Annotated in this window: 21 protein-coding genes, 1 tRNA gene and 1 pseudogene; 9 read left to right on the top strand and 14 right to left on the bottom strand. The window is 59.6% G+C overall.

The genetic code is table 11. The features are described 5' to 3' along the window. The first annotated feature begins 125 nt into the window (after window positions 1–125). Genes thrC through ABF757_RS02800 form a run of 4 tightly spaced genes read left to right on the top strand, consistent with a single transcriptional unit; the run spans window position 126 to window position 5,177 of the window. Entirely contained in the window at window positions 126–1,529 is a 1,404-nt protein-coding gene (thrC, locus tag ABF757_RS02815; RefSeq protein WP_415480832.1) for a threonine synthase, read from the top strand. A 60-nt stretch (window positions 1,530–1,589) separates the two neighbouring features. Further along, entirely contained in the window at window positions 1,590–2,855 is a 1,266-nt protein-coding gene (locus tag ABF757_RS02810) for a M16 family metallopeptidase (RefSeq protein WP_415480831.1), read from the top strand. Continuing rightward, a complete protein-coding gene (locus tag ABF757_RS02805) occupies window positions 2,852–4,192 on the top strand; it encodes a TldD/PmbA family protein (RefSeq protein ID WP_415480830.1) in 1,341 nt (446 codons plus the stop codon). The genes ABF757_RS02810 and ABF757_RS02805 overlap by 4 nt, the downstream gene beginning before the upstream one ends. A gap of 28 nt (window positions 4,193–4,220) precedes the next feature. Then, window positions 4,221–5,177 carry a Tim44 domain-containing protein gene (locus ABF757_RS02800; protein WP_415480829.1) on the top strand — a complete coding sequence of 319 codons (957 nt, stop codon included), beginning with the start codon at window positions 4,221–4,223 and terminating at the stop codon, window positions 5,175–5,177. Between the two features lie 170 nt (window positions 5,178–5,347). Here the strand turns inward: ABF757_RS02800 and ABF757_RS02795 are convergent, their stop codons facing one another. The 8 genes from ABF757_RS02795 to ABF757_RS02760 form a co-directional block, all read right to left on the bottom strand. After that, on the bottom strand, window positions 5,348–5,494 hold the full coding sequence (locus ABF757_RS02795; RefSeq protein WP_415480828.1) for a hypothetical protein: 147 nt from the start codon (window positions 5,492–5,494) through the stop codon (window positions 5,348–5,350). 11 nt (window positions 5,495–5,505) lie between these two features. Next, window positions 5,506–6,471 (bottom strand): heme o synthase, encoded by a 966-nt coding sequence (locus ABF757_RS02790; RefSeq protein WP_025860878.1) that lies wholly within the window; start codon window positions 6,469–6,471, stop codon window positions 5,506–5,508. Next, window positions 6,468–7,781 carry a cbb3-type cytochrome c oxidase subunit I gene (locus ABF757_RS02785; RefSeq protein WP_415480827.1) on the bottom strand — a complete coding sequence of 438 codons (1,314 nt, stop codon included), beginning with the start codon at window positions 7,779–7,781 and terminating at the stop codon, window positions 6,468–6,470. The genes ABF757_RS02790 and ABF757_RS02785 overlap by 4 nt, the downstream gene beginning before the upstream one ends. 214 nt (window positions 7,782–7,995) lie before the next feature. Further along, a complete protein-coding gene (locus ABF757_RS02780) occupies window positions 7,996–8,691 on the bottom strand; it encodes a class I SAM-dependent methyltransferase (RefSeq protein ID WP_025860876.1) in 696 nt (231 codons plus the stop codon). A 223-nt stretch (window positions 8,692–8,914) separates the two neighbouring features. After that, window positions 8,915–9,910 (bottom strand): glutathione synthase, encoded by a 996-nt coding sequence (gene gshB / locus ABF757_RS02775; RefSeq protein ID WP_415480826.1) that lies wholly within the window; start codon window positions 9,908–9,910, stop codon window positions 8,915–8,917. Between the two features lie 120 nt (window positions 9,911–10,030). Beyond that, entirely contained in the window at window positions 10,031–11,509 is a 1,479-nt protein-coding gene (locus tag ABF757_RS02770) for an ArnT family glycosyltransferase (RefSeq protein WP_415480825.1), read from the bottom strand. 22 nt (window positions 11,510–11,531) lie between these two features. Next, the gene (locus ABF757_RS02765) at window positions 11,532–12,656 is read right to left on the bottom strand and encodes a glycosyltransferase family 2 protein (RefSeq protein WP_415480838.1); all 1,125 of its coding nucleotides are present in this window, start codon (window positions 12,654–12,656) and stop codon (window positions 11,532–11,534) included. A gap of 35 nt (window positions 12,657–12,691) precedes the next feature. Continuing rightward, the gene (locus tag ABF757_RS02760; protein WP_051543145.1) at window positions 12,692–13,228 is read right to left on the bottom strand and encodes an Lrp/AsnC family transcriptional regulator; all 537 of its coding nucleotides are present in this window, start codon (window positions 13,226–13,228) and stop codon (window positions 12,692–12,694) included. A 184-nt stretch (window positions 13,229–13,412) separates the two neighbouring features. On the opposite strand from ABF757_RS02760, the gene trxB reads away from it, so the two are divergent. From trxB to ABF757_RS02740, 4 genes are all read left to right on the top strand, one after another. Further along, window positions 13,413–14,360, top strand: a complete 948-nt coding sequence (trxB, locus tag ABF757_RS02755; RefSeq protein WP_415480824.1) for a thioredoxin-disulfide reductase — start codon at window positions 13,413–13,415, stop codon at window positions 14,358–14,360. A gap of 118 nt (window positions 14,361–14,478) precedes the next feature. Beyond that, window positions 14,479–15,366 carry a LysR family transcriptional regulator gene (locus tag ABF757_RS02750; protein ID WP_025860872.1) on the top strand — a complete coding sequence of 296 codons (888 nt, stop codon included), beginning with the start codon at window positions 14,479–14,481 and terminating at the stop codon, window positions 15,364–15,366. Window positions 15,367–15,691: 325 nt separating this feature from the next. Beyond that, window positions 15,692–16,162 (top strand): Ros/MucR family transcriptional regulator, encoded by a 471-nt coding sequence (locus ABF757_RS02745; RefSeq protein ID WP_415480823.1) that lies wholly within the window; start codon window positions 15,692–15,694, stop codon window positions 16,160–16,162. 157 nt (window positions 16,163–16,319) lie between these two features. Beyond that, window positions 16,320–16,613, top strand: coding sequence for an integration host factor subunit beta (locus tag ABF757_RS02740; RefSeq protein ID WP_025860869.1), 294 nt, complete (start codon window positions 16,320–16,322; stop codon window positions 16,611–16,613). A gap of 6 nt (window positions 16,614–16,619) precedes the next feature. Here ABF757_RS02740 and ABF757_RS02735 read toward each other — a convergent pair whose 3' ends face one another. Together ABF757_RS02735 and murJ are read right to left on the bottom strand one after the other, a co-directional pair. Next, window positions 16,620–17,906 carry a UdgX family uracil-DNA binding protein gene (locus ABF757_RS02735; RefSeq protein WP_415480822.1) on the bottom strand — a complete coding sequence of 429 codons (1,287 nt, stop codon included), beginning with the start codon at window positions 17,904–17,906 and terminating at the stop codon, window positions 16,620–16,622. Continuing rightward, window positions 17,903–19,465: a murein biosynthesis integral membrane protein MurJ gene (murJ, locus tag ABF757_RS02730; RefSeq protein ID WP_415480821.1), complete on the bottom strand. Its 1,563-nt coding sequence runs from the start codon at window positions 19,463–19,465 to the stop codon at window positions 17,903–17,905. The genes ABF757_RS02735 and murJ overlap by 4 nt, the downstream gene beginning before the upstream one ends. A gap of 199 nt (window positions 19,466–19,664) precedes the next feature. On the opposite strand from murJ, the gene ABF757_RS02725 reads away from it, so the two are divergent. Then, window positions 19,665–20,783 carry an AI-2E family transporter gene (locus ABF757_RS02725; protein WP_415480820.1) on the top strand — a complete coding sequence of 373 codons (1,119 nt, stop codon included), beginning with the start codon at window positions 19,665–19,667 and terminating at the stop codon, window positions 20,781–20,783. Between the two features lie 38 nt (window positions 20,784–20,821). Here the strand turns inward: ABF757_RS02725 and ABF757_RS02720 are convergent. From ABF757_RS02720 to ABF757_RS02705, 4 genes and pseudogenes are all read right to left on the bottom strand, one after another. Then, window positions 20,822–20,895 (bottom strand) — tRNA-Pro (locus ABF757_RS02720). A gap of 321 nt (window positions 20,896–21,216) precedes the next feature. After that, window positions 21,217–21,445: pseudogene (locus ABF757_RS02715) on the bottom strand (MerR family transcriptional regulator); the annotation flags it as partial. Between the two features lie 91 nt (window positions 21,446–21,536). Then, a complete protein-coding gene (locus ABF757_RS02710) occupies window positions 21,537–21,857 on the bottom strand; it encodes an integration host factor subunit alpha (protein ID WP_025860864.1) in 321 nt (106 codons plus the stop codon). A 90-nt stretch (window positions 21,858–21,947) separates the two neighbouring features. Then, window positions 21,948–22,913 (bottom strand): beta-ketoacyl-ACP synthase III, encoded by a 966-nt coding sequence (locus ABF757_RS02705; RefSeq protein WP_415480819.1) that lies wholly within the window; start codon window positions 22,911–22,913, stop codon window positions 21,948–21,950. Window positions 22,914–22,939: the final 26 nt, after the last annotated feature.

The following is a 22,939-nucleotide window of genomic DNA, read 5'->3' as shown; positions in this document are numbered from 1 at the left end:
CCACAACGCCCCCCACCCACTAACCCCTGTCCATTTACCCCGCACCGCTCCACCCGGCGGCGGGCGGGACAAATGTTCCACAAGGCCACTTCGCGGCACACGCCATTCAGGATATACTCTCGTCCATGCGTTACATTTCGACCCGCGGGAATGCCCCCGCCCTTTCCTTCTCCGATGTGCTGCTCACCGGCCTGGCCGAGGATGGCGGGCTTTACCTGCCCGAGACATGGCCGGAATTTTCCCTTTCCGACTGGCAGGCCCTGCGCGGGCTGCCCTACCCTGAACTGGCCGCCCGTGTCATGGCGCCATTCACGGGGCCTGATATCAGCTTCGAAACCCTCAAGACCCTGTGCGAACGGGCCTATGCCGGTTTCAGCCACCCCGCCACCGTACCGCTCACACAGGTTGATGATGGCCTGTTTGTGCAGGAACTGTTCCACGGCCCCACGCTGGCTTTCAAGGACATGGCCATGCAGGTGCTCGGCCACCTGTTTGAACATGTTCTGACCCAGCGCAACGAGCGCGTGACCATTGTGGCCGCGACTTCGGGCGATACGGGCTCCGCCGCCATCGAGGCGTGCCGCGGGCGCGAACGCCTGTCCGTTGTCATCCTGCACCCCAAAGGCCGCACCTCGGAGGTGCAGCGCCGGCAGATGACCACCGTGCTGGAACCCAACGTGGCCAACCTCGCGGTGGAAGGCACGTTTGACGACTGTCAGGATCTGGTAAAGGCGCTGTTCGCGGACATGCCCTTCCGCCGGGAGATGAACCTTTCGGCCGTCAACTCCATCAACTGGGCGCGTATTGCCGCCCAGATTCCCTATTATGTCCATGCAGCCCTCGCCCTTGGCGCGCCGGAGCGCGAAGTCTCTTTTGCCGTGCCCACCGGCAATTTCGGTAACATTCTGGCCGCATGGGCGGCGCGCCGTATGGGCCTGCCCATCCGCCATCTGTGCGTGGGCTCAAACCGCAACGATATCCTGACGCGCTTCCTCAACGCCAACGACATGACCATCAAAGGCGTGGTGCCCAGCCTTTCGCCCTCAATGGATATTCAGGTCTCTTCCAACTTCGAGCGTCTTCTGTTCGAACTGCTTGGACGCGACGCAAAACACTGCGCTGAACTCATGACCGGTTTCCGCACCAGCGGGCATATGGATATTCCGGCCGAGGCATGGGAGCGCGCACGCACCCTGTTTTCCGGTCTGGCTCTGGATGACGCCCAGACCGAAGCGGCTATCCGTTCCGTGCACCAGCGCTCGGGCTATCTGGCGGACCCGCACAGCGTTATCGGTATCGAGGCTGGCAGGCGGTTCCGCCAGCCGGGTATTCCCATGGTGGCGGAAGCCACGGCCCATCCGGCCAAGTTCCCGGATGCCATGGTGGCTGCAACCGGTATCCACCCGGCCCTGCCGCCCCACATGGCCGACCTGTTCGAACGCCGCGAACGCTACCGCACCGTGCCCGCGACCCAAGATGCCATCAAGGATGCTGTCCGCGCCGCCCTTGCTGGCGGCAACACGGACTGACAGGCCGCTCCACCCCATCAGGCTGCCTGCCCGGCAGCCTTTCCTTTTTTCAGGACGAGAATGACAGACCCCATCAGACAGACCCGCTTGCCCTCCGGCCTGACCGTTATCACCGAGCGCATGGAGCACGTGGAAACGGTATCTTTCGGTGCGTATGTTTCTGCTGGCACACGCAACGAAACAGCCGAAGAGAACGGTGTCTCCCATTTTCTCGAGCATATGGCTTTCAAGGGCACGCATAGTCGCTCCGCCCTGCGCATTGCCGAGGAAATTGAAAATGTGGGGGGCCATATCAATGCCTATACCGCCCGCGAGCAGACGGTTTTCTATGTCAAACTACTCCGGGAAAACCTTAATCTGGGCATCGACATCATCGGCGATATTCTGACCCATTCCACGTTCGATGCCGCCGAACTCGAGCGCGAGCGCGGCGTGATCTTGCAGGAAATCGGTCAGGCCAACGATACGCCCGACGATATCGTGTTCGACCATTTTCAGGAAACGGCCTTCCCCGGCCAGCCCATGGGCCGCCCCACGCTCGGCACGGAAGAGCTGATCCGCTCCATGAGCCGCGAAACGCTCATGTCCTATATGGCCACGCATTACACGCCCGATAATATGGTGATTGCGGCAGCAGGCAATCTGGAACACGAGGCCGTGCTGGAGCAGGTGCAGCGCCACTTTGCAGACCTGCCCAATGCCACCCGCCCCGCCATGACCGCCGCCCGCTACCTTGGCGGCGAATACCGCGAAAGCCGTGAGCTGGATCAGGCCCATGTGCTGCTGGGTTTTCCGTGCTCGGGCTATCAGGGGGCCGATTACTACGCCACCATGCTGCTTTCCACCGTGCTGGGCGGCGGCATGTCCTCCAGACTGTTTCAGGAAATCCGCGAAAAACGCGGGCTGGTCTATTCGGTCTATTCCTTCAGCGCACCTTTTATCGATGGCGGGCTGTTCGGCATTTATGCCGGTACCGGCGAAAAGGAATGTGCAGAGCTGATTCCTGTCACCCTTGAAGAACTGCGCAAGGTGCAGTTCAGCGTGCAGGAAGAGGAACTGGCCCGCGCGCGCGCTCAGCTTAAGGCATCGCTGCTCATGTCGTTGGAAAGCACCGGTAGCCGCTGCGAGCAGATTGCCCGCCAGCTCCAGATTTTCGGCCGGATCATTCCCACGCAGGAAACCGTAAGCCGCATCGAAGCGGTCACCACGGATGATATCCGTGCGACAGCAGCGCGGATTTTTGCCGGAACACCTACGCTTGCAGCCCTTGGCCCCATTGGCCACATCCCCTCCCTCCAGAGCATTACGGAGAACCTGGCAGCATGACGGCCCAGACCCTGTCCCTGCTTTCCGGCCTGCTCCGCCATGCCAAACAGGCTGGAGCGGACGCGGCCGAAGCCATACATGTCAGCAGCATTTCTGTAGGCGCTGGCGTGCGCAATGGCGTGACCGAGGAACTGGAGCGCTCCGAAACCACGGATATGGGGCTCAGGGTCTTTATCGGCTGCAAGAGCGCCATTGTTTCCACCTCCACGGTGGAGCCCGCCCGGTTTGAGCAACTGGCGGCACAGGCTATGGCCATGGCCCGCGTCCTGCCCGATGACCGCTATGCCGGTCTGGCCCCGCAGGCCATGACCACGCCCTGCATAGACAACGCCCTTCAGCTTAACGACCCCTCGGAACCTGATACGGCCACCCTGCTGGCCCGCGCCCGGCTGGGCGAGGATGCGGCACTGGCCATAACAGGCGTTACGAACAGTGCCGGAGCCAGTGCTTCATGCGGCCGCACACAGGTTAGCTTTGCGACCACGGGGGGATTTTCAGGCCAGTATGCCCGCAGCAGCCATTCCAACTCTGTCTGTGTACTCGCAGGCAGTGGCGAAGGCATGCAGCGCGATTACGATCACCACGGCACGCTATGGCTACGCGACCTGACAGACGCCGCCGAACTAGGCCGCAACGCAGGTCAGAAGGCCGTCGCGCGCCTCAACCCCATCCGCCCGCGCACGGGCCGCATGCCGGTTGTTTTTCACCCACGGGTGGCGGGCAGCTTTCTGAACCACTTTGCAGGAGCCATCAACGGCACGGCCATTGCGCGTGGCACGTCCTTTCTCAAGGACAAGATGGATCAGGCCCTGTTCTCCAGCGAGATCAGCATTACCGACGACCCGACCCGCATCAAGGGCCTGCGCTCGCGCCCCTTCGATGGGGAAGGCCTGCGCATGGCACCACTCAGCCTCGTGCGCGATGGTGTCCTGTCCTCATGGCTGCTGGACAGCCGCAGTGCCCGCCAGCTTGGCCTTGAAACCAACGCCCGTGCAGGGCGCGGCACCTCTGGCCCGCCCTCACCGGGGGCAACCAACCTGTTTTTCGAACCCGGCACTCTTAGCCCGGCTGAACTCATGGCCGATATCAAGGAAGGCCTGTACATTACCGAGATGATGGGCTCGTCCATCAACGGGCTGACCGGCGATTACAGCCGGGGAGCATCGGGCTTCATGATCCGCGACGGGCAGATTGCCGAAGCCGTGGCCGAGTTCACTTTGGCCGGAAATCTGCTCGAAATCTTTGCCTCCATGACACTAGCGAACGATCTGGCCTTTCGTTTTGGCACCGACGCCCCCACATTAAGGGTGGAGACCCTGAATACCGCAGGGGCCTGACCTTATTTCGTCTGAGAGTATCCGATCCGTGAGCGTTCGTTTTTTTTCCTCCGCACTGGCTATGGTAATGACCGCGAGCCTTGCCATAGGCCCCCTTGCCTCCCATGCCGATGCACGGGCTGGCAGCGGCGGCTCCATGGGAAGCCGAGGCAGCCGGACATGGAGCGCACCGCCCAGGACCAGCACATCCCCTTATGAATCGGCACCGATGGAGCGTTCCATTACGCCGCGTATGGCACCGACCGCCCCCGGATACGGCGCCATGGGGGCTGCACCGTTTGCCCGCCAAGGCATGCCCTATCAGAACCGCCACCCGTTCCTGACCGGTTTTGCGGGCGGGTTCCTTGGAGCGGGGCTTTTCGGGCTGCTTTCGGGCCATGGTTTCATGGGGGGCGTGGGCGGCATGTTCAGCTTCCTTGGGATGCTGTTGCAGATCGGTCTGGTTGTCATGGTGGTTATGTGGCTCGTGCGCCGCTTTTCCGGTGCTGGTGGCAATGCTGGCCGCGGCATGGGCGCACAGGGGCCTGCCCGTCCGGTATCGCCGCCTTTTGGCGTGCAGCAGCAGGCTAACTCCTCTCCGGTGCAGATCACCCCTGCGGATTATCAGGCCTTCCAGCAGACCCTGCTGGATATCCAGACCGCATGGAACCAGCAGAACATCCCGGCCATGCAACAGATGGCCACGCCGGAGATGGTCTCTTACTTCAACGAGCAACTTGCTGCACTCGCCAGTCAGGGTGCGCGCAATGTCGTCTCGGACGTGCGCTTTCTGCAAGGTGATCTGGCCGAGGCATGGTCTGAAAACGGCATGAACTATGCCACGGTCGCCATGCGCTACAGCCTGATCGATCTGACCACCAACGCCATGGGGCAGGTTATCGACGGAAGCTCGACCGAGACTGTCACCATTACGGAACTATGGACCTTTATCCGCCCCGCACGTGGCGGGCGCTGGCTGCTTTCCGCCATACAGCAGACACGCTGAAACAGCATAGAGCGGGCCCATAAAACAAAAGGCCGGTGAAGCGGAAACGCTCACCGGCCTTTTTTTATTGCCTGTCGTTACCAGAGCCATGCGCTGGATACCCTGCTCTTATGAGAGGGTTATGGCTGGCGCGTTATGGATAGCTACCCCGCAAGAGGCAAAACAGTCTTTCAGGCCCGCAGCAGCCCAAGCCCGAACATCATGCCCACCAGAACAAGCATGAATGCCAGCATGCTTCTAACGCGCTGTGTCTGCCGACGCCTTGTTTCTATCTGCTCAGCCTGTGTGCTGATAACCGCTTGATCCATCTGGCTCATGAGAATGTCCTTTACCCAATCCAGTTCCAGCCGCGCAGGATATGATCCGCCAGCAGGCCACAGAACAGGAAGAAAAGATAAGCCAGAGAAAACCGGAACGAAATCCGGGCGGCCCTGTCACCTACAAGGCTGACACCCGTTGCATCCTGCTGTTCAAGCAGAACTCGCACGGCACAGCCAATAAAACCCAGCCCCAGCACAAGAGCCGTGGCCGTATAAAGCCAGCCGCTCAAACCCAACACCGATGGCACAAGCGAGACCGCCAGCAGCACCAGCGTATAGCCAAAAATCTGCCAGCGCGTATGCCGCCCACCGCGCACAACCGGCAGCATGGGAATACCCGCGCGCCCGTAATCCTTGCAGGCATAAAGCGAGAGCGACCAGAAATGTGGCGGTGTCCAGAAAAACACGATCCCGAACATGACCACCGGCATAACCGCCATATGACCCGTGGCCGCAGCCCAGCCGATCATGGGCGGGAACGCCCCCGCAGCCCCACCGATCACGATGTTCTGCGGTGTCGAGCGCTTGAGCCACATGGTGTAGATAACGGCATAGAAAAAGATCGAAAATGCCAGAATGGCAGCCGCCAGCGTGTTGGTAGCAATCCACATCAGACAAACGGACAGGCAGGACAGCCCAACGCCATAGGCCAGCGCCTCGTCCTGCGGAATACGTCCACCGGGAATGGGCCGGGTAATGGTGCGCTGCATAATGGCGTCAATATCGCGGTCGAACCACATATTGATGGCACCGGCCGCACCAGATGCCAGGCAGATGCAAAAAATGCTGATAGCCGCCACGAAAGGATTGAGGTGGCCCGGCGCCATGATCATTCCGGCGGCACCCGTAAACACCACCAAGGAGATAACGCGGGGTTTGAGCAGCATCAGCCAGTCGCGCGCCTGCGTGCCAACGCGCGCAGTATCAAAACGGACGCGGCGTGTCGTCCCCTCCGGCAGTGCTGCTTCGCTCATGCCCGCTCTCCCTTGCCCATACGGCTCTGAACAGGAACCAGTGCAGTCTCGCCCGTCTGCGTCAGTGCGCCGTAGCGCAGGCCAAGACCTGCCGCCAGAATGAAGCACAGAGCCGACAGACCAAACAGCGCACTACCAAGCACCTGCTGGCCGGGCACGAACACAAGGGCTGTGGCCACCACTGTCAGCACAAAATGCAGGCGTGCGAGCCGCCGGGGATACCAGAACCCGCCTGTCTGCCCCCGCCACAGGTAAAAGCCACCGCAGACGGCATAGAGCGCACCAAGTTGCAGGGCTGAGTGCAGGCCCGCACCATGCACAAGCTGGGCAACCCAGCCTACGGATACAACAACCAGAAACCCCATGCCCCACAGCAGCGGCACGCGGGGTGATACCCGGCTGCGCCACGTACCGGCCAGCCAAAGCCCGGCAAGGCTGACAGCCGAAAACGTGCACACAGCCAGCAGAATGGTGCCAACGCGCAGGGCGCTGGCCTGCTCCACGCCAGAGGCCAGATCAGCCTTGGCCCAGGCAACAATGCCGGTGCCTGCCGTCGCCGCCATGACAAGAGCAACAGGTTTTTCAGAAAAGCGGCCGATACGCGCGCTCATTTCGAAAACAACGCCAAAACCGGCCAGCAGAACCACCAGCCCGATCGGCCCGGCAAAGGATTCCACCCCTACGGTTGTGGAGGCAGACAGCAGGTGCAGTGAACCCAGCCCCTGCCGCACCAGATGAGCGGCAAAAACCGGCACAGCCAGCAACAACACGGAGGCAGACAGCATTTCCCCCCACACGAAGGGAGAGAAGGCGCTGCGCGTAACACTATCCGCACGGCTGTCAAAAATCGTAACCAGAAGCGCCATGCACGCCAGCAATGTGCCAGCACACCACAGCAGCGTGGCTGCGGTAGCCCCCCAGCCATGGGAGCCTGAACCCGACAGAGCGGCCCAGACCGTCAACACCATTCCTGCGGTAACCAGCCCCAGACCGGAGAGGTTCAGCCCATTAGCCAGCATACCGTCCCGCTGCAGGGCACCGGGTAGCCACAAAGTGCCGAATCCGCACACCATGGCAGGCACGACCACATAAAGCAGCATCAGAACAGGATGGGCCTGCTGTAGCGCCGCCCAGACAGAACCAGAAGGCAGCGCCCCCATGCCTGCGAAAGCGGAAATTCCACCACCCACCAGCGCCGCAATGATAGCCAGAGCCAGCCACCCGGCTCCAAGCCCAGCATCAACCCCCGAAAGAGAACGGGCTGTGCCGAGGTTTCCGGCATGCGGGTTCTGGTCATGGATAACGGTCATGGTCTTCCTGTTTCCATCATTTCATACGCGCATGGCAGGCTGGCGCGTTACGGTTTCAAAAACGAGAAACCTTCAATCGGGCTCTTTCTAGCGTGTTCCGCCGTGTGGAACGAGCCATTCAGCCCCGCGCACATCACGCCCCTGCCACGTCACAAACGCACATATGCGTGTACATCCGTGGCAGAACAGCGCGACAACTCGGAGCGTGCCGACATCAACCCGGCAGGTTTTCGAGCGTGACCAGCGTAAACAGACCCATGGGCGGGACAGGCTGGATGTAAGCGCGCGCCAGATCATCAGGCGGAAGCAGCGATTCCATAGCGAAATCAGGATGCCAGCCCAGCGAGCGCGAGGCCCGTGCCATGGCGTGTTCAACCGCGCCACGCACGCCGCCCGGCGCCAGAAAATGATTTACGAACAGGATATAGCCACCGGGGCGAACAACCCTTTTGAGTTCGCACAGCAGCTTGCGCGGATGCGGCACAACGGAGGCCACAAACATGGCGACGGCAATATCGAAGGAATTATCAGCAAAGCGCGTGGCTTCGGCATCCATTTCCAGCAGGTCGCGCACGGTGCCCAGATTGTCGCGCTGCACGCGCTCACGGGCCTTGGCCAGCATGTCGCTTGAAAGGTCGATACCGGTAATGGCTTTGTCCGCATTATAATGCGGCAGGGCAAGCCCGGTGCCAACACCAACTTCCAGCACATCCGTGCCGGGCAGACCATTCACCGCCTCGACCGCACGCAGGCGACCAAAGCGCGAAATTCCGCCAAAAGCCACGTCATAGACATTGGCCCAGCGACGATAGGCGAGTTTGACCGCTTCAGCATCAAGTGCTGAACGCGAAGGAGGAGGAACAGGCGCGCCTTCCCCGTCAGAGGGATACCCGTTCAGCATGTCGTGCATTTCCCCTGCCTGCCTGTTCGCCACTATTTCTTCAAGAGCCACTCTGCCTCTTCCTTCCCCGTTGCGGTTCGCGGCCTCTGGCCTGCGCCCGCACTGCTGCCCGCACCATGTTTCGGCTCAAGGCGTGGGCCTTTGTATCATTACCTATGCCGGACTATCGCCGGTTTTCGACATTCCGCCAAATATTTTGCCCGCAGAACGGACAAAATATCCACGCATACCCTCAGTGAGAGCCCAGACGCGCCTCAATGGCTTTCCATACGAGGGCTGCACCATTCACGCCATCAAAACGTTCGAGTTCCTGCAGTCCGGTGGGAGATGTCACGTTGATTTCGGTCAGATACTGCCCGATGACATCAATCCCCACAAAAATCAGGCCATGTTCTTTAAGGAACGGCCCGATTGCCTTGCAGATTTCCTGATCGCGCTCCGTCAGCCCCACCTGACGCGCCACGCCACCCACATGCATGTTCGAGCGATGGTCATCGCCTGAAGGCACGCGGTTGATCGCCCCGATGGGCTCTCCATCAACCAGAATGATACGCTTGTCCCCTGCCGTAACGGCGGGTTCGTAGCGCTGGATCATCAGCGGTTCCCGTGAGCGGGCAAAGTGCATTTCCAGCAGGGCATTCAGGTTTCCGTCATCTTCACGAATACGGAACACGCCGCTGCCACCATTGCCAAACAGGGGTTTGACGATGATATCGCGCCATTTGGCGCGGAAAGCCCGAATCTCCGCCACATCCCACGTAACCAGTGTAGGGGGCATCAGATCAGGGAAATGCGTGACCAGAATTTTTTCCGGGCAATCACGCACCCAGCGCGGATCATTGACCACCAGCGCCTGATCCGGGCCTGTGCCGTGCACATGGTCCAGCATATGGGTGGCGGTAATATAGGCCATGTCAAACGGCGGGTCCTGACGCATCAGCACCACGTCCATTTCGGACAACGAACGCCGCGCGGCTTCGCCAAAAGTCGCGTGATTGCCCTTTTCCCGCCGAACCGAGACAGGGCGCATGAGCGCACTAACCCGCGCAGGCCTGTGCTGGCCCGGCTGGGGCACGCCCTCGCCCAGAGCAAGGCTGCCGACTTCGTAAACAAACAGGGAGTACCCCCGTGCCTGGGCCTCCAGCATCAGGGCGAATGTAGAATCGCCCTCAATATTGATATGCTCCAGCGGGTCCATCTGAACCGCTACAAGCCGATGCGAGCCCATATCCTTACACTTCCTGTTACTTCTGACGCCGTGAAATATGGCAACATTCTGCCCGGTTTACCATCAACACGCAAACGCCCCCAAGACCTGAACGCACGCACCGCCCCAGATACACGCCATTCAATGACGCACGGGCAGGCTTGCGGCATCGCGCACAAAGGCCTGACCGGGGGCGCAACGCAGGCGCACGGGCAGCATGACATACCATTCAGCCACCATGCCCCTACGTGCACGGGCAACCGGCGCACTGGCCTCTCCCAGAACTTCGAACGCATGTGGGTCTGGCGCTTCTTTTTCCTGAGCCGGGCGGAGCAGCATACCCTGTAGGCCACAAACCGGTCGCGGGATGTCAAACACCGCCCAGCGCGGCTCGACCGCAACGGTTTCTGACCCGCGCGCATAAAACGCCACTTCGCCCGCAAGGTCGTAATTTTCCGTCATCAGCACCGGTGCGGGGCCGGAATGCCCCTCCGCGGCACGTATTTGTACCGTATGGATAAAGTCGCTCCATCCGCCCATCTGCCGTAAGGTTACATCCAACCGCACAGGCAGGCGCAGCGGAGCAAACACGGCCTGCACCATCACCACAAGGGTTAGAACGCCTCCAAGCCAGACAGCACTTTTCCACCAGCGAGGGCACCATACACCCGCAGCCAACGCACAGGCAGGATAGACCAGAACGGGCCAGTTTGCCTGAACGCGGGCCCCCAGTGCATGCTGAACAAACACAGCCAGCGGACACAAGATGGTACACAGCAGTAGGGCGGAAAAAGCATCGCTCCTGCGCCACAGCCGCGCACAGCCACCTACGAACAGGATAAACACAAGACCGGAGGCGAGCCCTACCTGCCCGCCCAGCAATTCGGACAGAAAAGTCAGCGCACGGACAGGCTGCCAGTCCAGCACACGCCCGCCCTGCCGCATAAAGCTGGCCCATGCGTGGTGCGCGTTCCACCAGACAACTGGCAGGGTGCAGGGCAACGCCACGCACGCCGCCAGCCAGGGCCACGGCGTGCGAAGCCATGCGCGCCCCGCATAGCTCCCAACCAGCCACAGCCCCACCCCGGCAACAGGCAAAACCATGGTGTATTTACTGGCAAAACCAAGCCCGGCAGCCAGCCCCGCGACCAGCCATAGCCACGCAGGCCCTCCCGCGCACAGCCAGCACAGACTCCAGAGCAGCAGCGTCACGAAAAAAATCAGAGGGGTGTCGGGCGTCATGATAATGGAGCCCAGCCCGATCGCCAGTGTGGCGTTCAGCAGCACGGCTACACGTGCTCCGACAGTCCAGTCGGGCCGTCCATCAGGACGGTGAAGCCACAGGGCTCCCGCATGAGCCAGCAGGAGCGAACCAAACGCCGTGAATAATGGCCCGAGCGCACGCAGGCCAAGCGGCGTATCCCCCGCCACCGCCATACCAAGCCTGATCCACAGCGCCACCATGGGCGGGTGATCAAAGTAGCTGGCAGCGGGGGCTAACGCCCAAAGTCTGTAATAAGCCTCGTCAGGGGTAAGCGGCACACAGGCCGCCACCATCAGCCGGAAGAGTGTGAGGGCCGCCAATGCTGCCAGCGCAGTCAGCCACCAGCGACGCTCCATACACGCCTCCGCGCTCAACCGGTTACGGTCTCCAGACGATTGTGGAAGACATGGCGTAATTCCAGACAGCCGCCATGATGGCACCTGCCACACTGGCCTCGGTAATCATACGCCCCTGATCATACAGCATCTGCGCAATACCGATATTGGCAATAGCACCTACAGAGCACACCAGCAGGAACAACAGCAGCCCCCGTACGGCGCGCGCGCCCTTGAGGCGCCTGTCCCGATAGGTAATGGTATTATCAAGGAAGAAATTAACAATCATGGCTACGACCGTGCCGACGCCCTGCGCCACCGAAAAGCCAGCCCCGGCCAGTAACGCCAACTGCATAATAACCAGATTGGTCAGCACACCGGCCAAGCCCACGCCGCAAAATGCAATAAAACGCAGCGGCAACAGACCATGGCACAATTTGTCCACCAGCAATGCGCCAAACTGGAGCATGACCACCACGTCCAGCTTGCTCTCGCCAGCAACACGCGCCCTGAAACCACAGGGAATTTCCTGCACCTTCAAAGGTTTGGGTGACGACAGGACCAGATCAAGCAGGATTTTGAAGCCCGTCGCGGCCAAAAACGGCGCAATTTGCACGAACCTGTCCTGCCTGATGGCAAAAAAACCGCTCATGGGGTCTGTCAGCCTTACAGGCAGAAAGCGCTGTGCAAGCCATATGCCACCATCGGACAAGGCATGCCGCCACGCATTGGCCAGCCCCTGATTACTGCCGCCTTCAACATGGCGACTGCCAACGGCCAGATCGCACCCGCCACCCGCCACGGCATCGATCAACGCGGGCAGACGGCTTTCATCGTGTTGGAGATCACCATCCATGACCGCCACAACCTGCGCGGAGGACGATAGTGCCCCCTCGATCACGGCCGAGGAAAGACCGCGCCGCCCTATCCGGCACAGCCCCCGCACCCGGCTGTCTTCCTGTGCGAGAGCGCGCACGACATCGCTTGTGCCATCGGGGGAGTTGTCATCGACAAAAATGACCTCCCAGCGCCGTCCCTCAAGAACCCTGCGCAGCATGTCCACCAGCGGCCGGACATTTGCACTTTCATTATAACAGGGCACGACGATGCTGACATCAGGCCCTTCATTCACTTCCGCCACTCCGGCTCCATGCGTCTCGTTATTCATCACGATAGGAGAAAGCATCGTGTCCGTGCTCTCATTCATGAGGACTGCTCCTCACTGTCATTTTTCAAAGGCACCCCCCACCGCTCCAGACTGGTGCGAATGGTCTGCAGGGTCTGCACCCGTATGACATGGGTGGCCTCGGTTAGCTGACGTGTCAGCAGGTTTTCATGGGCGGCATCGCGCGCGATCAGGCGCACCAGAAAATCGCCCCCACCGCGGATCATGTGGCATTCACGCACTTCCGGCCACTGGGCAAGATAGTCTTCAAACCCGCGTAGCACCGTTTCTTTCTGACTTTCCAAACCAATCAGCGCAAAAAACGTGATCGGCCAGCCAAGGGCCGCGGCATCCGGGTCTGCATGATAGCCGCGCACCACGCCGTCATCCTCCAGACGCCGGACACGGCGCAGGCAGGGCGGGGCTGATATGCCCACACGCCGCGCCAGCTCGACATTGGTGATACGCCCATCGTCCTGCAACTCGGCCACGATGCGAAGATCAACTGCGTCCAGATCCACCACCTTCAAACTCCGATCCCTCTTGCAGGACAAAATACCCGCAGAGCACGCCATACCGGCAACAGGCACCGTATATGACACGCTCGCCTTCCCTCGGCAAACCGCATCCTTGCACAGCTACAACCCCCTTGCTCTCCCGAGGCCGTGCGGTCATATCTGGGCCCATATCGCCCGGAACGCGCCGACAGCAACGGCACAGCCGGGCTTGGCCTTACCCGCTGGGGACGATGTAAATACCATGACCGAAACAATCACGACCGACCTGCTTGTCATCGGCGCTGGCCCCGCGGGCTATACAGCCGCCATTTACGCCGCCCGCGCCAACCTCTCTCCCGTGCTGGTAGCAGGCTTGCAGCCAGGCGGGCAGCTGACCATCACCACCGAGGTGGAAAACTACCCCGGCTTTGCCACGGCCATTCAGGGCCCTTGGCTGATGGAACAGATGGCCGAGCAGGCTCTCAATGTCGGCACGCGTATTGAATACGACATTATTACCGACGTGAAGCTGGATGGGGGCTCGCCTTTCCGTCTGGTGGGCGATTCCGGCACGGTCTATGTGGCGCGCTCCGTTATTGTCGCAACCGGCGCACAGGCCCGCTGGCTTGGCCTGCCGAATGAAAAACGCCTGCAGGGTGCTGGCGTTTCCGCCTGCGCCACATGCGATGGCTTTTTCTACCGGGGCCGCAGGGTTGTGGTTGTCGGTGGTGGCAACACCGCTGTGGAAGAGGCACTCTACCTCACCCACCATGCCGATCACGTAACCCTGATCCACCGCCGCGACACATTGCGGGCTGAAAAAATCCTGCAGGATCGGCTGTTCGCCAACCCGAAGGTGAGCGTTGTATGGAACAGCACGGTTGAAGACATTCTGGCCGAAGGCACACCGCCGACAGTCAACGCCATTGTTCTGCGCAATACACAGGACAATACGCAGACCACACTGCCGACCGATGGTGTGTTCATCGCCATTGGGCATTCTCCCACCACCGATATTTTCAAAGGCCAGCTCGAGCTAGATTCCGAAGGCTATATTGTAACGGTAGCCGGTGGCACCCGCACATCGGTCGATGGCGTATTCGCCGCAGGCGACGTGCAGGACAAGATATATCGTCAGGCCGTTACAGCAGCCGGCACAGGCTGCATGGCCGCACTGGATGCGGAACGTTTTCTTGGCGGACTAAATTAATAATTACTTCCCCATGGTCTCTTGACCATGGGGGGCAATTACTGCACGTAGGTATAAACCATAAAGCATAATTTCATGCTTTACATGAGTATCATTCAATATTGAGCAGGAGGCGTGCGTGGACTGGGACAAACTCAGGGTTTTCCATGCTGTGGCGGAAGCCGGTTCCTTTACCCACGCAGGAGACGTTCTCAACCTCAGCCAGTCCGCTGTATCCCGGCAGATTTCCGCGCTCGAAGATGTTCTTCAGGTTCCTCTTTTCCACCGTCATGCCAGAGGGCTGATCCTGACTGAACAGGGTGAGACCCTGCACAAGACGGTGCGGGAAGTATTTTCCAAACTGGAAATGACACAGACCCTGCTGACCGAAAGCAAGGAAAAAGCCGCCGGACGGCTGCGTGTCACCACCACAACCGGTTTTGGCAACTGCTGGCTGATGCCGCGCCTGCACAAGTTCATGCTGGCTAACCCGGAAATCGATATCTGCCTTATTCTGGAAGATAACGATCTGGACTTGGGCATGCGCGAAGCCGATGTGGCTGTACGCATGCATGCGCCGCGCCAGCCCGATCTGATCCAGCGGCATCTGGCAGATTTCCATCTGCCTATTTTCGCCTCCCCACACTATCTGGAAAAGAACGGCACACCCCAGAGCCTTGATGAAATCAAAAACCATCATCTGGTATTATTCGGTGAGCACCACCCCCCCGTCACACATGTGAACTGGCTGGCGCAGGCCTTGCAGAACACCGGCCATGCCGGGCTGCACAACACCCGGCTTGAGGTCAACAGCATGGCGGCTATGGCCTATGCCATTGCCGGAGGACTGGGCATAGGTTCCATTCCCACCTATGCCGCTGCAGCATTCCCTGACCTAGTTCAGATCCTGCCCGAAGTCGCCACCCCGACAGTCGATGCCTATTTTGTTTATCCGGAAGAACTGCGCAGTTCCAAACGCGTATCGGTATTCCGTGATTTCCTTATGAGCGAGCTGGGCATTCGTTAAAAGACGCTCAAAAAAAACAGACTAACGGGCAGAATGTTTCGCACTGGGTTCAGGCGAATCGTTCTGCCTTTTTTATAAAAAAAACTTCACACCAAAACAGAAGAATACTGTGTGTGAATAACACTCTTTCCATGCCTGTTCTTTAAATTTCAGAACTTACTCATTCCAGACACCTTGCGCGCACCATTTCTCTATTGCTCCAAAAGACCAAAGCACAAAGAAAAACGTACAAAGAACTCAAAAAAAGCGTATCTTCTCCATTCACAAACAAGAAATCATTCCCTATATTTGGAAAAGTAAATTCTTACTTTTCATTGGGCCAGCCATGACAGACACTTCAGACTACTCCCCCGTTCTAGAACTTGTATCAGAGATTGTGGCGGCATATGTTTCCAACAATCAGGTGGAAGCCACTGCTATTCCGGTCCTGATCAAAGATGTCTATCAGGCACTGAAAACCGCTGAACTGCCGCAGAGCGAGCCGGAAAAGCTCCAGCCTGCCGTGCCGGTCAAGCGTTCGGTTTTCCCTGACTACATCGTGTGCCTTGAAGACGGCAAAAAGCTTAAAATGCTCAAGCGCCACCTCCAGAGCGCCTACAACATGACGCCTGAGCAGTACCGTGAGCGCTGGGGCCTGCCCGCCGACTACCCGATGGTCGCCCCCAACTATGCCGAACGGCGCTCCACTCTCGCGCGTGAAATCGGCCTTGGCCGCAAGATTCATGCCGCTGGCGATGAAGATGAAGTGGGTGGCCGCGGCCGCCGCTCCAAGAAAAACGCCACGACCAGCGCGTAACAGGTTCCTCAGATCAACGAGGCTTGTAGCCCGGTGAAGCGTCTACCCCGCTTCACCGGGCTTTATTTATGTCTTGACGTAAGAACCCCATACGCAGGAGTGTTGAAAGCAAGTGGCCCTGCTATCTGGCCATATGATCAGATGGAAATGCACTACCATGACCAGATCTGAACTTATTGCTGTTCTTTTGCAGAAACATCCTCACCTGCAGGTCAGGGAGGCAACGCGTCTCGTCAATACGATCTTTGGTGGCATTGCCCGCAGTCTGGCCAATGGCCAGCGTGTGGAACTACGTGGGTTCGGGGCTTTTTCCGTCAAGGAACGAGACCCCCGTCTGGGCCGCAACCCCAAAACAGGGGAGCAGGTTCAGGTCAGCCGTAAATATGTGCCGTTTTTTAAAACCGGCAAGGAATTGCATCAGCGCCTGAACAGCCCGCATAAAAAGGAATAACGCGCCTTACTGCGGCTCCAGCAGCCCCTTATCGTGCAGATAGTCGCGGGCCAGCTTCAGGTCCGCTACAAATCTCTCGTATTCCTTCTGCCGCGTGGAATCGTCAGGCAGACGGAGCAGATAGGATGGATGCACCGTCACCAGCCCCGCAGTTGTTTCATCCAGCGGGATGATACGCGATCTTTCACGCGAAATTGTAACCGGTTTTTTCAGCACGCTTCGGGCTGCCGTAGCCCCCAGCATGACAACCAGAGCCGGGTTTAAAACCCGCCGCTCTGCCTCCAGCCAGACATGACACGCATGGATGGCTGTCTCGTCAGGCTTCTGATGCAGCCGCCTGCCATTGCGCCATGTAAAACCAAAATGCTTGACCGCATTGGTCACATAAATCTGCTCACGCACAAACCCAGCTTCCGCCAGTGCCTTGTCCAGCACCTGCCCCGCAGGCCCCACAAAGGGCATACCCGCCAGGTCTTCCTGATCGCCCGGCTGCTCACCCACCAGCATCAGTCGGAACAATCCTTGCCCACACCCAAACACGGTGCGTGTCGCGTTCTCCCATGACGGACAGGCACGGCAGTCCATGGCCAAAGCACCAAGAGCCGCCAGACTATCCGCCTGCTCAATATCCTTCAGCGCTGGCAGCAGAACCGTTTGCGGGTATCCCTGCCAGCACCCCTGCCCGGCTGGCTGCCAGACACTAGCCTGCACATGGGCAGCCTCATTCTCTCCGGGGCCGAAAAAAAGCCGCTGGCCATTCCACAAGGCGCGCCGGTAGGGAGTGCGTATCTCCCACAGCCGGGGATTACGCGCCTGACAGAAAGCAGCATTAGCCTCGATAATATAATGGGTAGGGCTATCGTGCAGGCAGGCCGTAGAACGGTCAGCCGAAAACGCGGAGAAACGCTCCCGAAAAGCCCGTGTTTCCTCACGCACGCTCTCGGCCAATACACGCAAGGCCGTGAGGTCAGGGTCGTGTTCGTCATTTAGGCCCAGCTCATGTCGGGCCAGCCGGTAGAGAATCCTGTAGCCAAGGGTAAAGCGCGTTTCATCCCGAGCCTGCATGGCTGCTTCCAGCATAGCCAGCAACGCCCGCGAAAGCGTCAACCGTTGGCCGGAAGCAGGCAACGCTGCGGAACTATCTTCTGTCTCTGGAACGGCTTCACCAAAAGCAGCCACACGCCAGTGCAGAGCTTCGGGGGGTGTATCCTGCGCGATATGCTGGCGCACGGCGTTCCGCCATCCCTGAAAATCAACCTGATGTGCGAGAACACTCTCAGCCAACGCGCTCACGCCCCCTTGGCACGCCCGCCACGCTTCTTCAGGCGTCCCGGCACGGAGGCAACCTGCTGCCAGTGCACGATGCCCATCAGGCACAGCAGGAAAAGATAGAGGGCACCGCCCCCTACCACCAGCAACCCCAGCCAGAACAGGCGGGATACGATATGCGCAGGAAACGGCAGCGCCCATGCCGCAGCACCAACACCAAATGCCATGCCCAGCGCAGCAAGCCCGACCAGCCCCATACGCGCCAGAAACGGACGCGGCACATGCAGCACCGCACGAATACGCAAAATAAGGGCCAGACTGGCAACATTGAGCCCTGCGGCCAGACTACTGGCCAAAGGTGGCCCCACATGGGCAAGAGGTTTCATGAAGGCAAGGTTGAGCAGCAGGTTGACCACCAGAATGCCAATACCAATAACCACTGGCGTGCGGGTGTCCCCCCGCGCAAAAAATGCCGGTGCCAGAACCTTGACCAGCACGAAAGCCGGCAGGCCAATGGCATAGGCCCGCAGCGACTGGGCCGACAGCATGGCGTCATGCTCGGTAAAGGAGCCATGACCAAACAGAACCACCATAATGGGGTCAGCCAGCACCAGAATACCGGCCACGGCAGGCAAGGTCAGCAGCAGCACATATTCGATCGAACGATTCTGCGCCGCATGCGCCCCGTCATGATCGCCTGCCGCGACATGGCGGGTCAGCACGGGCAGCAAGGTCGTGCCTGCAGCCGCCCCCAGCACACCCAGAGGCAACTGGTTGATGCGATCCGCAAAATACATGAGCGAAACACTGCCCGCAGGCAGCAACGTGCCAATAATGGTGTCGATTGTCAGGTTGATCTGCCCGACTCCGCTCCCTACCAGCCCCGGCACCATCCGCCGGAGCAGCACACGGATACGCGGTGTCAGACGGGGCCAGAGCGGCATGAGCCCGAAACGCGCCCGCTCGCAGGCCCATAGCAGCAGGCCAAGCTGCACCACTCCTGAAAACGTCACGCCCCATGCCGCAATAATCGCCACATTGGCGCTAAAGCACGCCCCCCCGAGAATGGCGGCAATACCAACAATGTTGAAAGCCAGATACGCAGCAGACGCCATGCCAAAACGATGCAGCCCGTTGAGCACCCCTGCCAGAAGTGCTGCCGCACAGATCATGACCAGATAGGGAAAGGTAATGCGGCTCAGCGTTACGGCCAGCGCGTAACGCTCTCCACTTTGCAGGAAACCCGGTGCGATCACCCGCAGCACGGAGGGCATGAAGCACTCCCCCAGCACGCACAGGAACACCAGCCACGCCAGCATGACCCCCAGCGTACGCCGTGCAAAAAGGCGCGCCTCGTCTGCCCCTTCTTCCACCAGAACGGAAGAGAAAAGCGGCACAAACGCTGCGTTGAACGCCCCTTCGCCGAATAACCGCCGGAACATGTTGGGCAAACGGCAGGCCACCTGATAGGCATCCTGCAAGGCCCCCGCCCCCATGAACGCTGCCAGAAGCTGATCGCGCACAAGTCCAAGAACGCGGCTGAGCATTGTCCAGCCGCCAACTGTCAGAAAATTTCTCAGCATGATGTCCCGAGCGATCCGTCAAGCCATGGCAAAAGCCCCGCGGCTCTGCCTGTCACAGCATACCGGCTGCGCGACTCATGAACAGTCTTAACAGATACGGCATAGGCATGCCGCTTACCTCGCTCTATTATCCAGAGTCAAAGGCGGCAGGCTCCATGGCCTGCCTTTCGCCCCAGAAGCCTGGAAAGAATACGCACATATGCCAGCACCGCCCGCCCAACACCCGGCCCCTATCACCCGTTGTCTGGGGCTGAAAGCCAGCCAGCGCTCAAAGCGGGGGCAGGAAATCGCGCGCGCAACACTGGCCACCTTTATCGCTGGTATGGCGCTTTACACCGTACATGGCTTTCTGCCCGCGCTGGCATGGGGCGGCGTTTTCGCCATTGCCACATGGCCGCTCTATACCCGTGCCTGCAGAACATGGCCCAATGCCGCAGGTGGAACAGTGCTGCCAGCCCTGTTTACGGCTGTCATGGCACTGATATTTGTTATACCCCTCACCCTGCTGACCCTTGAAGCCATTGGAGAGGCACAGAGCGCACTCCGCTGGCTCGATAGCGCTCGCGCTCATGGCGTGCCTGTGCCTGATGCCCTTGGCCACCTGCCATTTGGTCAGGTGGCTCTTACGCAATGGTGGCAGAGCCACCTGACCGACCCACGGAATATTTCTGGCATGCTGGGCGCGCTCGATAACCGTGGCATGGCCATAACCAAGGCGCTGGGTGCACAGATCGCACATCGCGGCACGCTGTTCTGCTTTTCCATCCTGACGCTGTTTTTTCTTTACAAGGATGGCCCTTCCGTCATCCGGCAATGCCGCGTTGCCTCCTGCCGGGCTTTTGGCAAACGGGGCGAGAGCATCGGGCGGCAGATGGTCGCCTCGGTTCATGGCACCGTGCAGGGCCTTGTGCTGGTTGGCATTGGCGAAGGTATTATTCTGGGGGTGGCCTATATGGTGGCAGGTGCGCCGCATCCGGCCCTTTTTGGTGTCATTACCGCTGTCGCAGCCATGATCCCGTTCTGCGCGCTGGTGGCCGTCGGTCTGGTTTCCCTGCTTATTCTGGCACAGGGGGCATCGGTTGCCTGTGTGGTTATTTTCGCGCTGGGTGCGACCGTTATTTTCATCGCAGACCACTTCATTCGCCCGGCTCTGATCGGTGGCAGCACAAAACTGCCCTTCCTGTGGGTTCTGCTGGGTATTCTGGGAGGGGCCGAAACATGGGGGCTCATCGGGCTTTTCATCGGCCCGGCCATTATGGCAGCGCTCAACCTGCTGTGGCGGCGCTGGACATACGGCAATAGCGAGGCAGCCCCTTAGAAGGGGCGACCTCGCCATACCAACTTTTCGGAAAAATATCGGGCAGGCGGGATTCGAACCCACGACCCCCAGTCCCCCAGACTGATGCGCTACCAGACTGCGCTACTGCCCGTTAAGTGTGGAGTGGTGTTTAGCAGGCGATCCCACCGGGCACAAGACCGTGTGAGACAATTTTTTGCTTAAACAACAAGTTTTTGGCGAATAGCCAGCAACTCCACCAGAATACCTTCCAGTTCGGCCCGCAGATGCGTATCGACAGCCTGCGACACGGCGGGGGCGACCACTTCTGGCTCGCGCAACACGACGAGTTCTTCTGTTTCGACAACGGCCACCACTTCCTCAAGCTCTTGAGGCTGCGAGAATTCCGTCTCATCCACCGTCGTGGGGGGCGTGTCATCTGCTTCTCTGACAGGCATGGGAACAACCATGCCACTATCCAGAAGACGCTGAACGCCTTTGACCGTGTAGCCCTGCGTATAGAGCAAATCAGCAATATGGCGCAGCAGTGCGATATCATCCTGCCGATAGTAACGGCGGCCACCAGCCCTTTTGACCGGACGCACCTGCTGGAACTGCGCTTCCCACAAGCGCAGGGTGTGCTGGGGTACGTGCAGTTCGTCGGCCACTTCGCTAATGGTTCTGAAAGCCTCCGGCGCTTTTTCCAGCCCGTCCAATCCCATATCCTCTTCCTCGGAACTCAGCCCCTCAACCAGATCGATACCCTCCTGCTGTGGGTTTCTGTATTCCGGGGAATCAGTCATCATCATAGCCTGCATATCCTTCTGGCGATTCATGATTGACCTCAGCTTTCAAAAGCTGACTGGACCGGAACACCAGCACGGAGCGCGGCAGGATTGGGACTTCCTCGCCCGTTTTCGGGTTTCGTCCCGCCCGTTTGCCCTTTTTACGCACGGCAAACGTGCCAAACCCGCTGATCTTGACGCTTTCGCCGCGTTCAAGAGCTTCCATGACTGTCTCCAGGACATCTTCCAGGAGTACAGACGACTCTTTGCGAGACAGACCTACCTGCTGATAGACCTGCTCTATCAAGGATGCACGCGTCACAGTTTCCATGAATCGGAGCGTAACCACGCCCGCAGGGCGCGTCAATTCATTCGCACGACAGCCGCATTTTTGTAGGGCGCAGGAAGCAATATCCGGCGGTTACATCCGTACCAGTGCGGAGCCCCATGTCAGCCCGCCACCCAGTGCCTCAAGCAGCACCAGATCGCCCTTGCCAATCCGTCCGTCACGCACGGCTTCATCAAGTGCGAGCGGAATGGAGGCGGCTGATGTATTGGCGTGCCGGTCAACCGTCACCACCACCCGCTCGGAAGGCAGGCCAAGCTTTTTGCCCACCCCTTCGATAATACGGATATTGGCCTGATGCGGCACCAGCCAGTCCACATCGGCATAGGACAGGCCCTGTGCGGCCAGTGCTTCATCAACCGCGGAAGACAGTTTGGACACGGCATGGCGGAAAACATCCCGCCCACTCATGACTAAATGCCCGCTTTTATCAGGCTGACCCACCGCACCATCGACATAGAGAAGATCGCCCAGCGTTCCATCGGAATGCAGATGCGTGGACAAAAGCCCCCGTCCCTCTTCCTCATCCGAGGCGGATAGCACCACGGCTCCGGCGCCATCGCCGAACAATACGCAAGTGCCCCGGTCAGACCAGTCGAGAATACGCGAATATACCTCGCTGCCAATCACCAGCACCTTGCGCGCCATACCAGCGCGGATATAGGCGTCAGCCGTGGCGAGTGCGAAAATAAAACCCGAGCAGGCTGCGGAAAGGTCGAAGCCAAAGCCCCGCGTCATGCCCAGCAGGGCCTGCACACGCACGGCTGTTGCCGGGAAAGCCTGATCAGGTGTGGCTGTGGCCAGAAAAATCGCGTCGATATCATCGGCAACCAGACCGGCATAATCGAGAGCAGCCTGTGCCGCACGGGCGGCCATGCTGGCGGCGGTATCATCCGGTCCAGCCATATGGCGACGGGTAATGCCGGTACGGGTTCTGATCCACTCATCCGAGGTGTCCAGCCGGGCCGCCAGTTCGTCATTGGTCACAACCCTGTCTGGCAGGTAGCTGCCAAACCCGATCAGAAGCGCGTGCTTCGTCATCGCCATTCTTTCATTATCCACCGCCG

Origin of the sequence: Acetobacter papayae (assembly GCF_047721125.1) — a bacterium.
GTDB classification, from domain to species: Bacteria; Pseudomonadota; Alphaproteobacteria; order Acetobacterales; family Acetobacteraceae; genus Acetobacter; species Acetobacter papayae.
This window is presented reverse-complemented; position numbering and strand designations above follow the sequence as displayed.

Excerpts from the sequence above, each read along its gene's own strand:
- ABF757_RS02725 (WP_415480820.1), top strand. The coding sequence starts at position 19,665 with ATGCCAGCACCGCCCGCCCAACACCCGGCCCCTATCACCCGTTGTCTG.
- ABF757_RS02740 (WP_025860869.1), top strand. The coding sequence starts at position 16,320 with ATGACCAGATCTGAACTTATTGCTGTTCTTTTGCAGAAACATCCTCAC.
- ABF757_RS02785 (WP_415480827.1), bottom strand. The coding sequence starts at position 7,781 with ATGACCGTTATCCATGACCAGAACCCGCATGCCGGAAACCTCGGCACA.
- ABF757_RS02810 (WP_415480831.1), top strand. The coding sequence starts at position 1,590 with ATGACAGACCCCATCAGACAGACCCGCTTGCCCTCCGGCCTGACCGTT.
- gshB (WP_415480826.1), bottom strand. The coding sequence starts at position 9,910 with ATGGGCTCGCATCGGCTTGTAGCGGTTCAGATGGACCCGCTGGAGCAT.
- ABF757_RS02765 (WP_415480838.1), bottom strand. The coding sequence starts at position 12,656 with ATGAATAACGAGACGCATGGAGCCGGAGTGGCGGAAGTGAATGAAGGG.
- murJ (WP_415480821.1), bottom strand. The coding sequence starts at position 19,465 with ATGCTGAGAAATTTTCTGACAGTTGGCGGCTGGACAATGCTCAGCCGC.
- ABF757_RS02710 (WP_025860864.1), bottom strand. The coding sequence starts at position 21,857 with ATGGAAACTGTGACGCGTGCATCCTTGATAGAGCAGGTCTATCAGCAG.
- ABF757_RS02780 (WP_025860876.1), bottom strand. The coding sequence starts at position 8,691 with ATGCACGACATGCTGAACGGGTATCCCTCTGACGGGGAAGGCGCGCCT.
- ABF757_RS02705 (WP_415480819.1), bottom strand. The coding sequence starts at position 22,913 with ATGACGAAGCACGCGCTTCTGATCGGGTTTGGCAGCTACCTGCCAGAC.
- ABF757_RS02760 (WP_051543145.1), bottom strand. The coding sequence starts at position 13,228 with ATGGCGTGCTCTGCGGGTATTTTGTCCTGCAAGAGGGATCGGAGTTTG.
- thrC (WP_415480832.1), top strand. The coding sequence starts at position 126 with ATGCGTTACATTTCGACCCGCGGGAATGCCCCCGCCCTTTCCTTCTCC.
- ABF757_RS02795 (WP_415480828.1), bottom strand. The coding sequence starts at position 5,494 with ATGAGCCAGATGGATCAAGCGGTTATCAGCACACAGGCTGAGCAGATA.
- ABF757_RS02745 (WP_415480823.1), top strand. The coding sequence starts at position 15,692 with ATGACAGACACTTCAGACTACTCCCCCGTTCTAGAACTTGTATCAGAG.
- ABF757_RS02790 (WP_025860878.1), bottom strand. The coding sequence starts at position 6,471 with ATGAGCGAAGCAGCACTGCCGGAGGGGACGACACGCCGCGTCCGTTTT.
- ABF757_RS02770 (WP_415480825.1), bottom strand. The coding sequence starts at position 11,509 with ATGGAGCGTCGCTGGTGGCTGACTGCGCTGGCAGCATTGGCGGCCCTC.
- trxB (WP_415480824.1), top strand. The coding sequence starts at position 13,413 with ATGACCGAAACAATCACGACCGACCTGCTTGTCATCGGCGCTGGCCCC.
- ABF757_RS02805 (WP_415480830.1), top strand. The coding sequence starts at position 2,852 with ATGACGGCCCAGACCCTGTCCCTGCTTTCCGGCCTGCTCCGCCATGCC.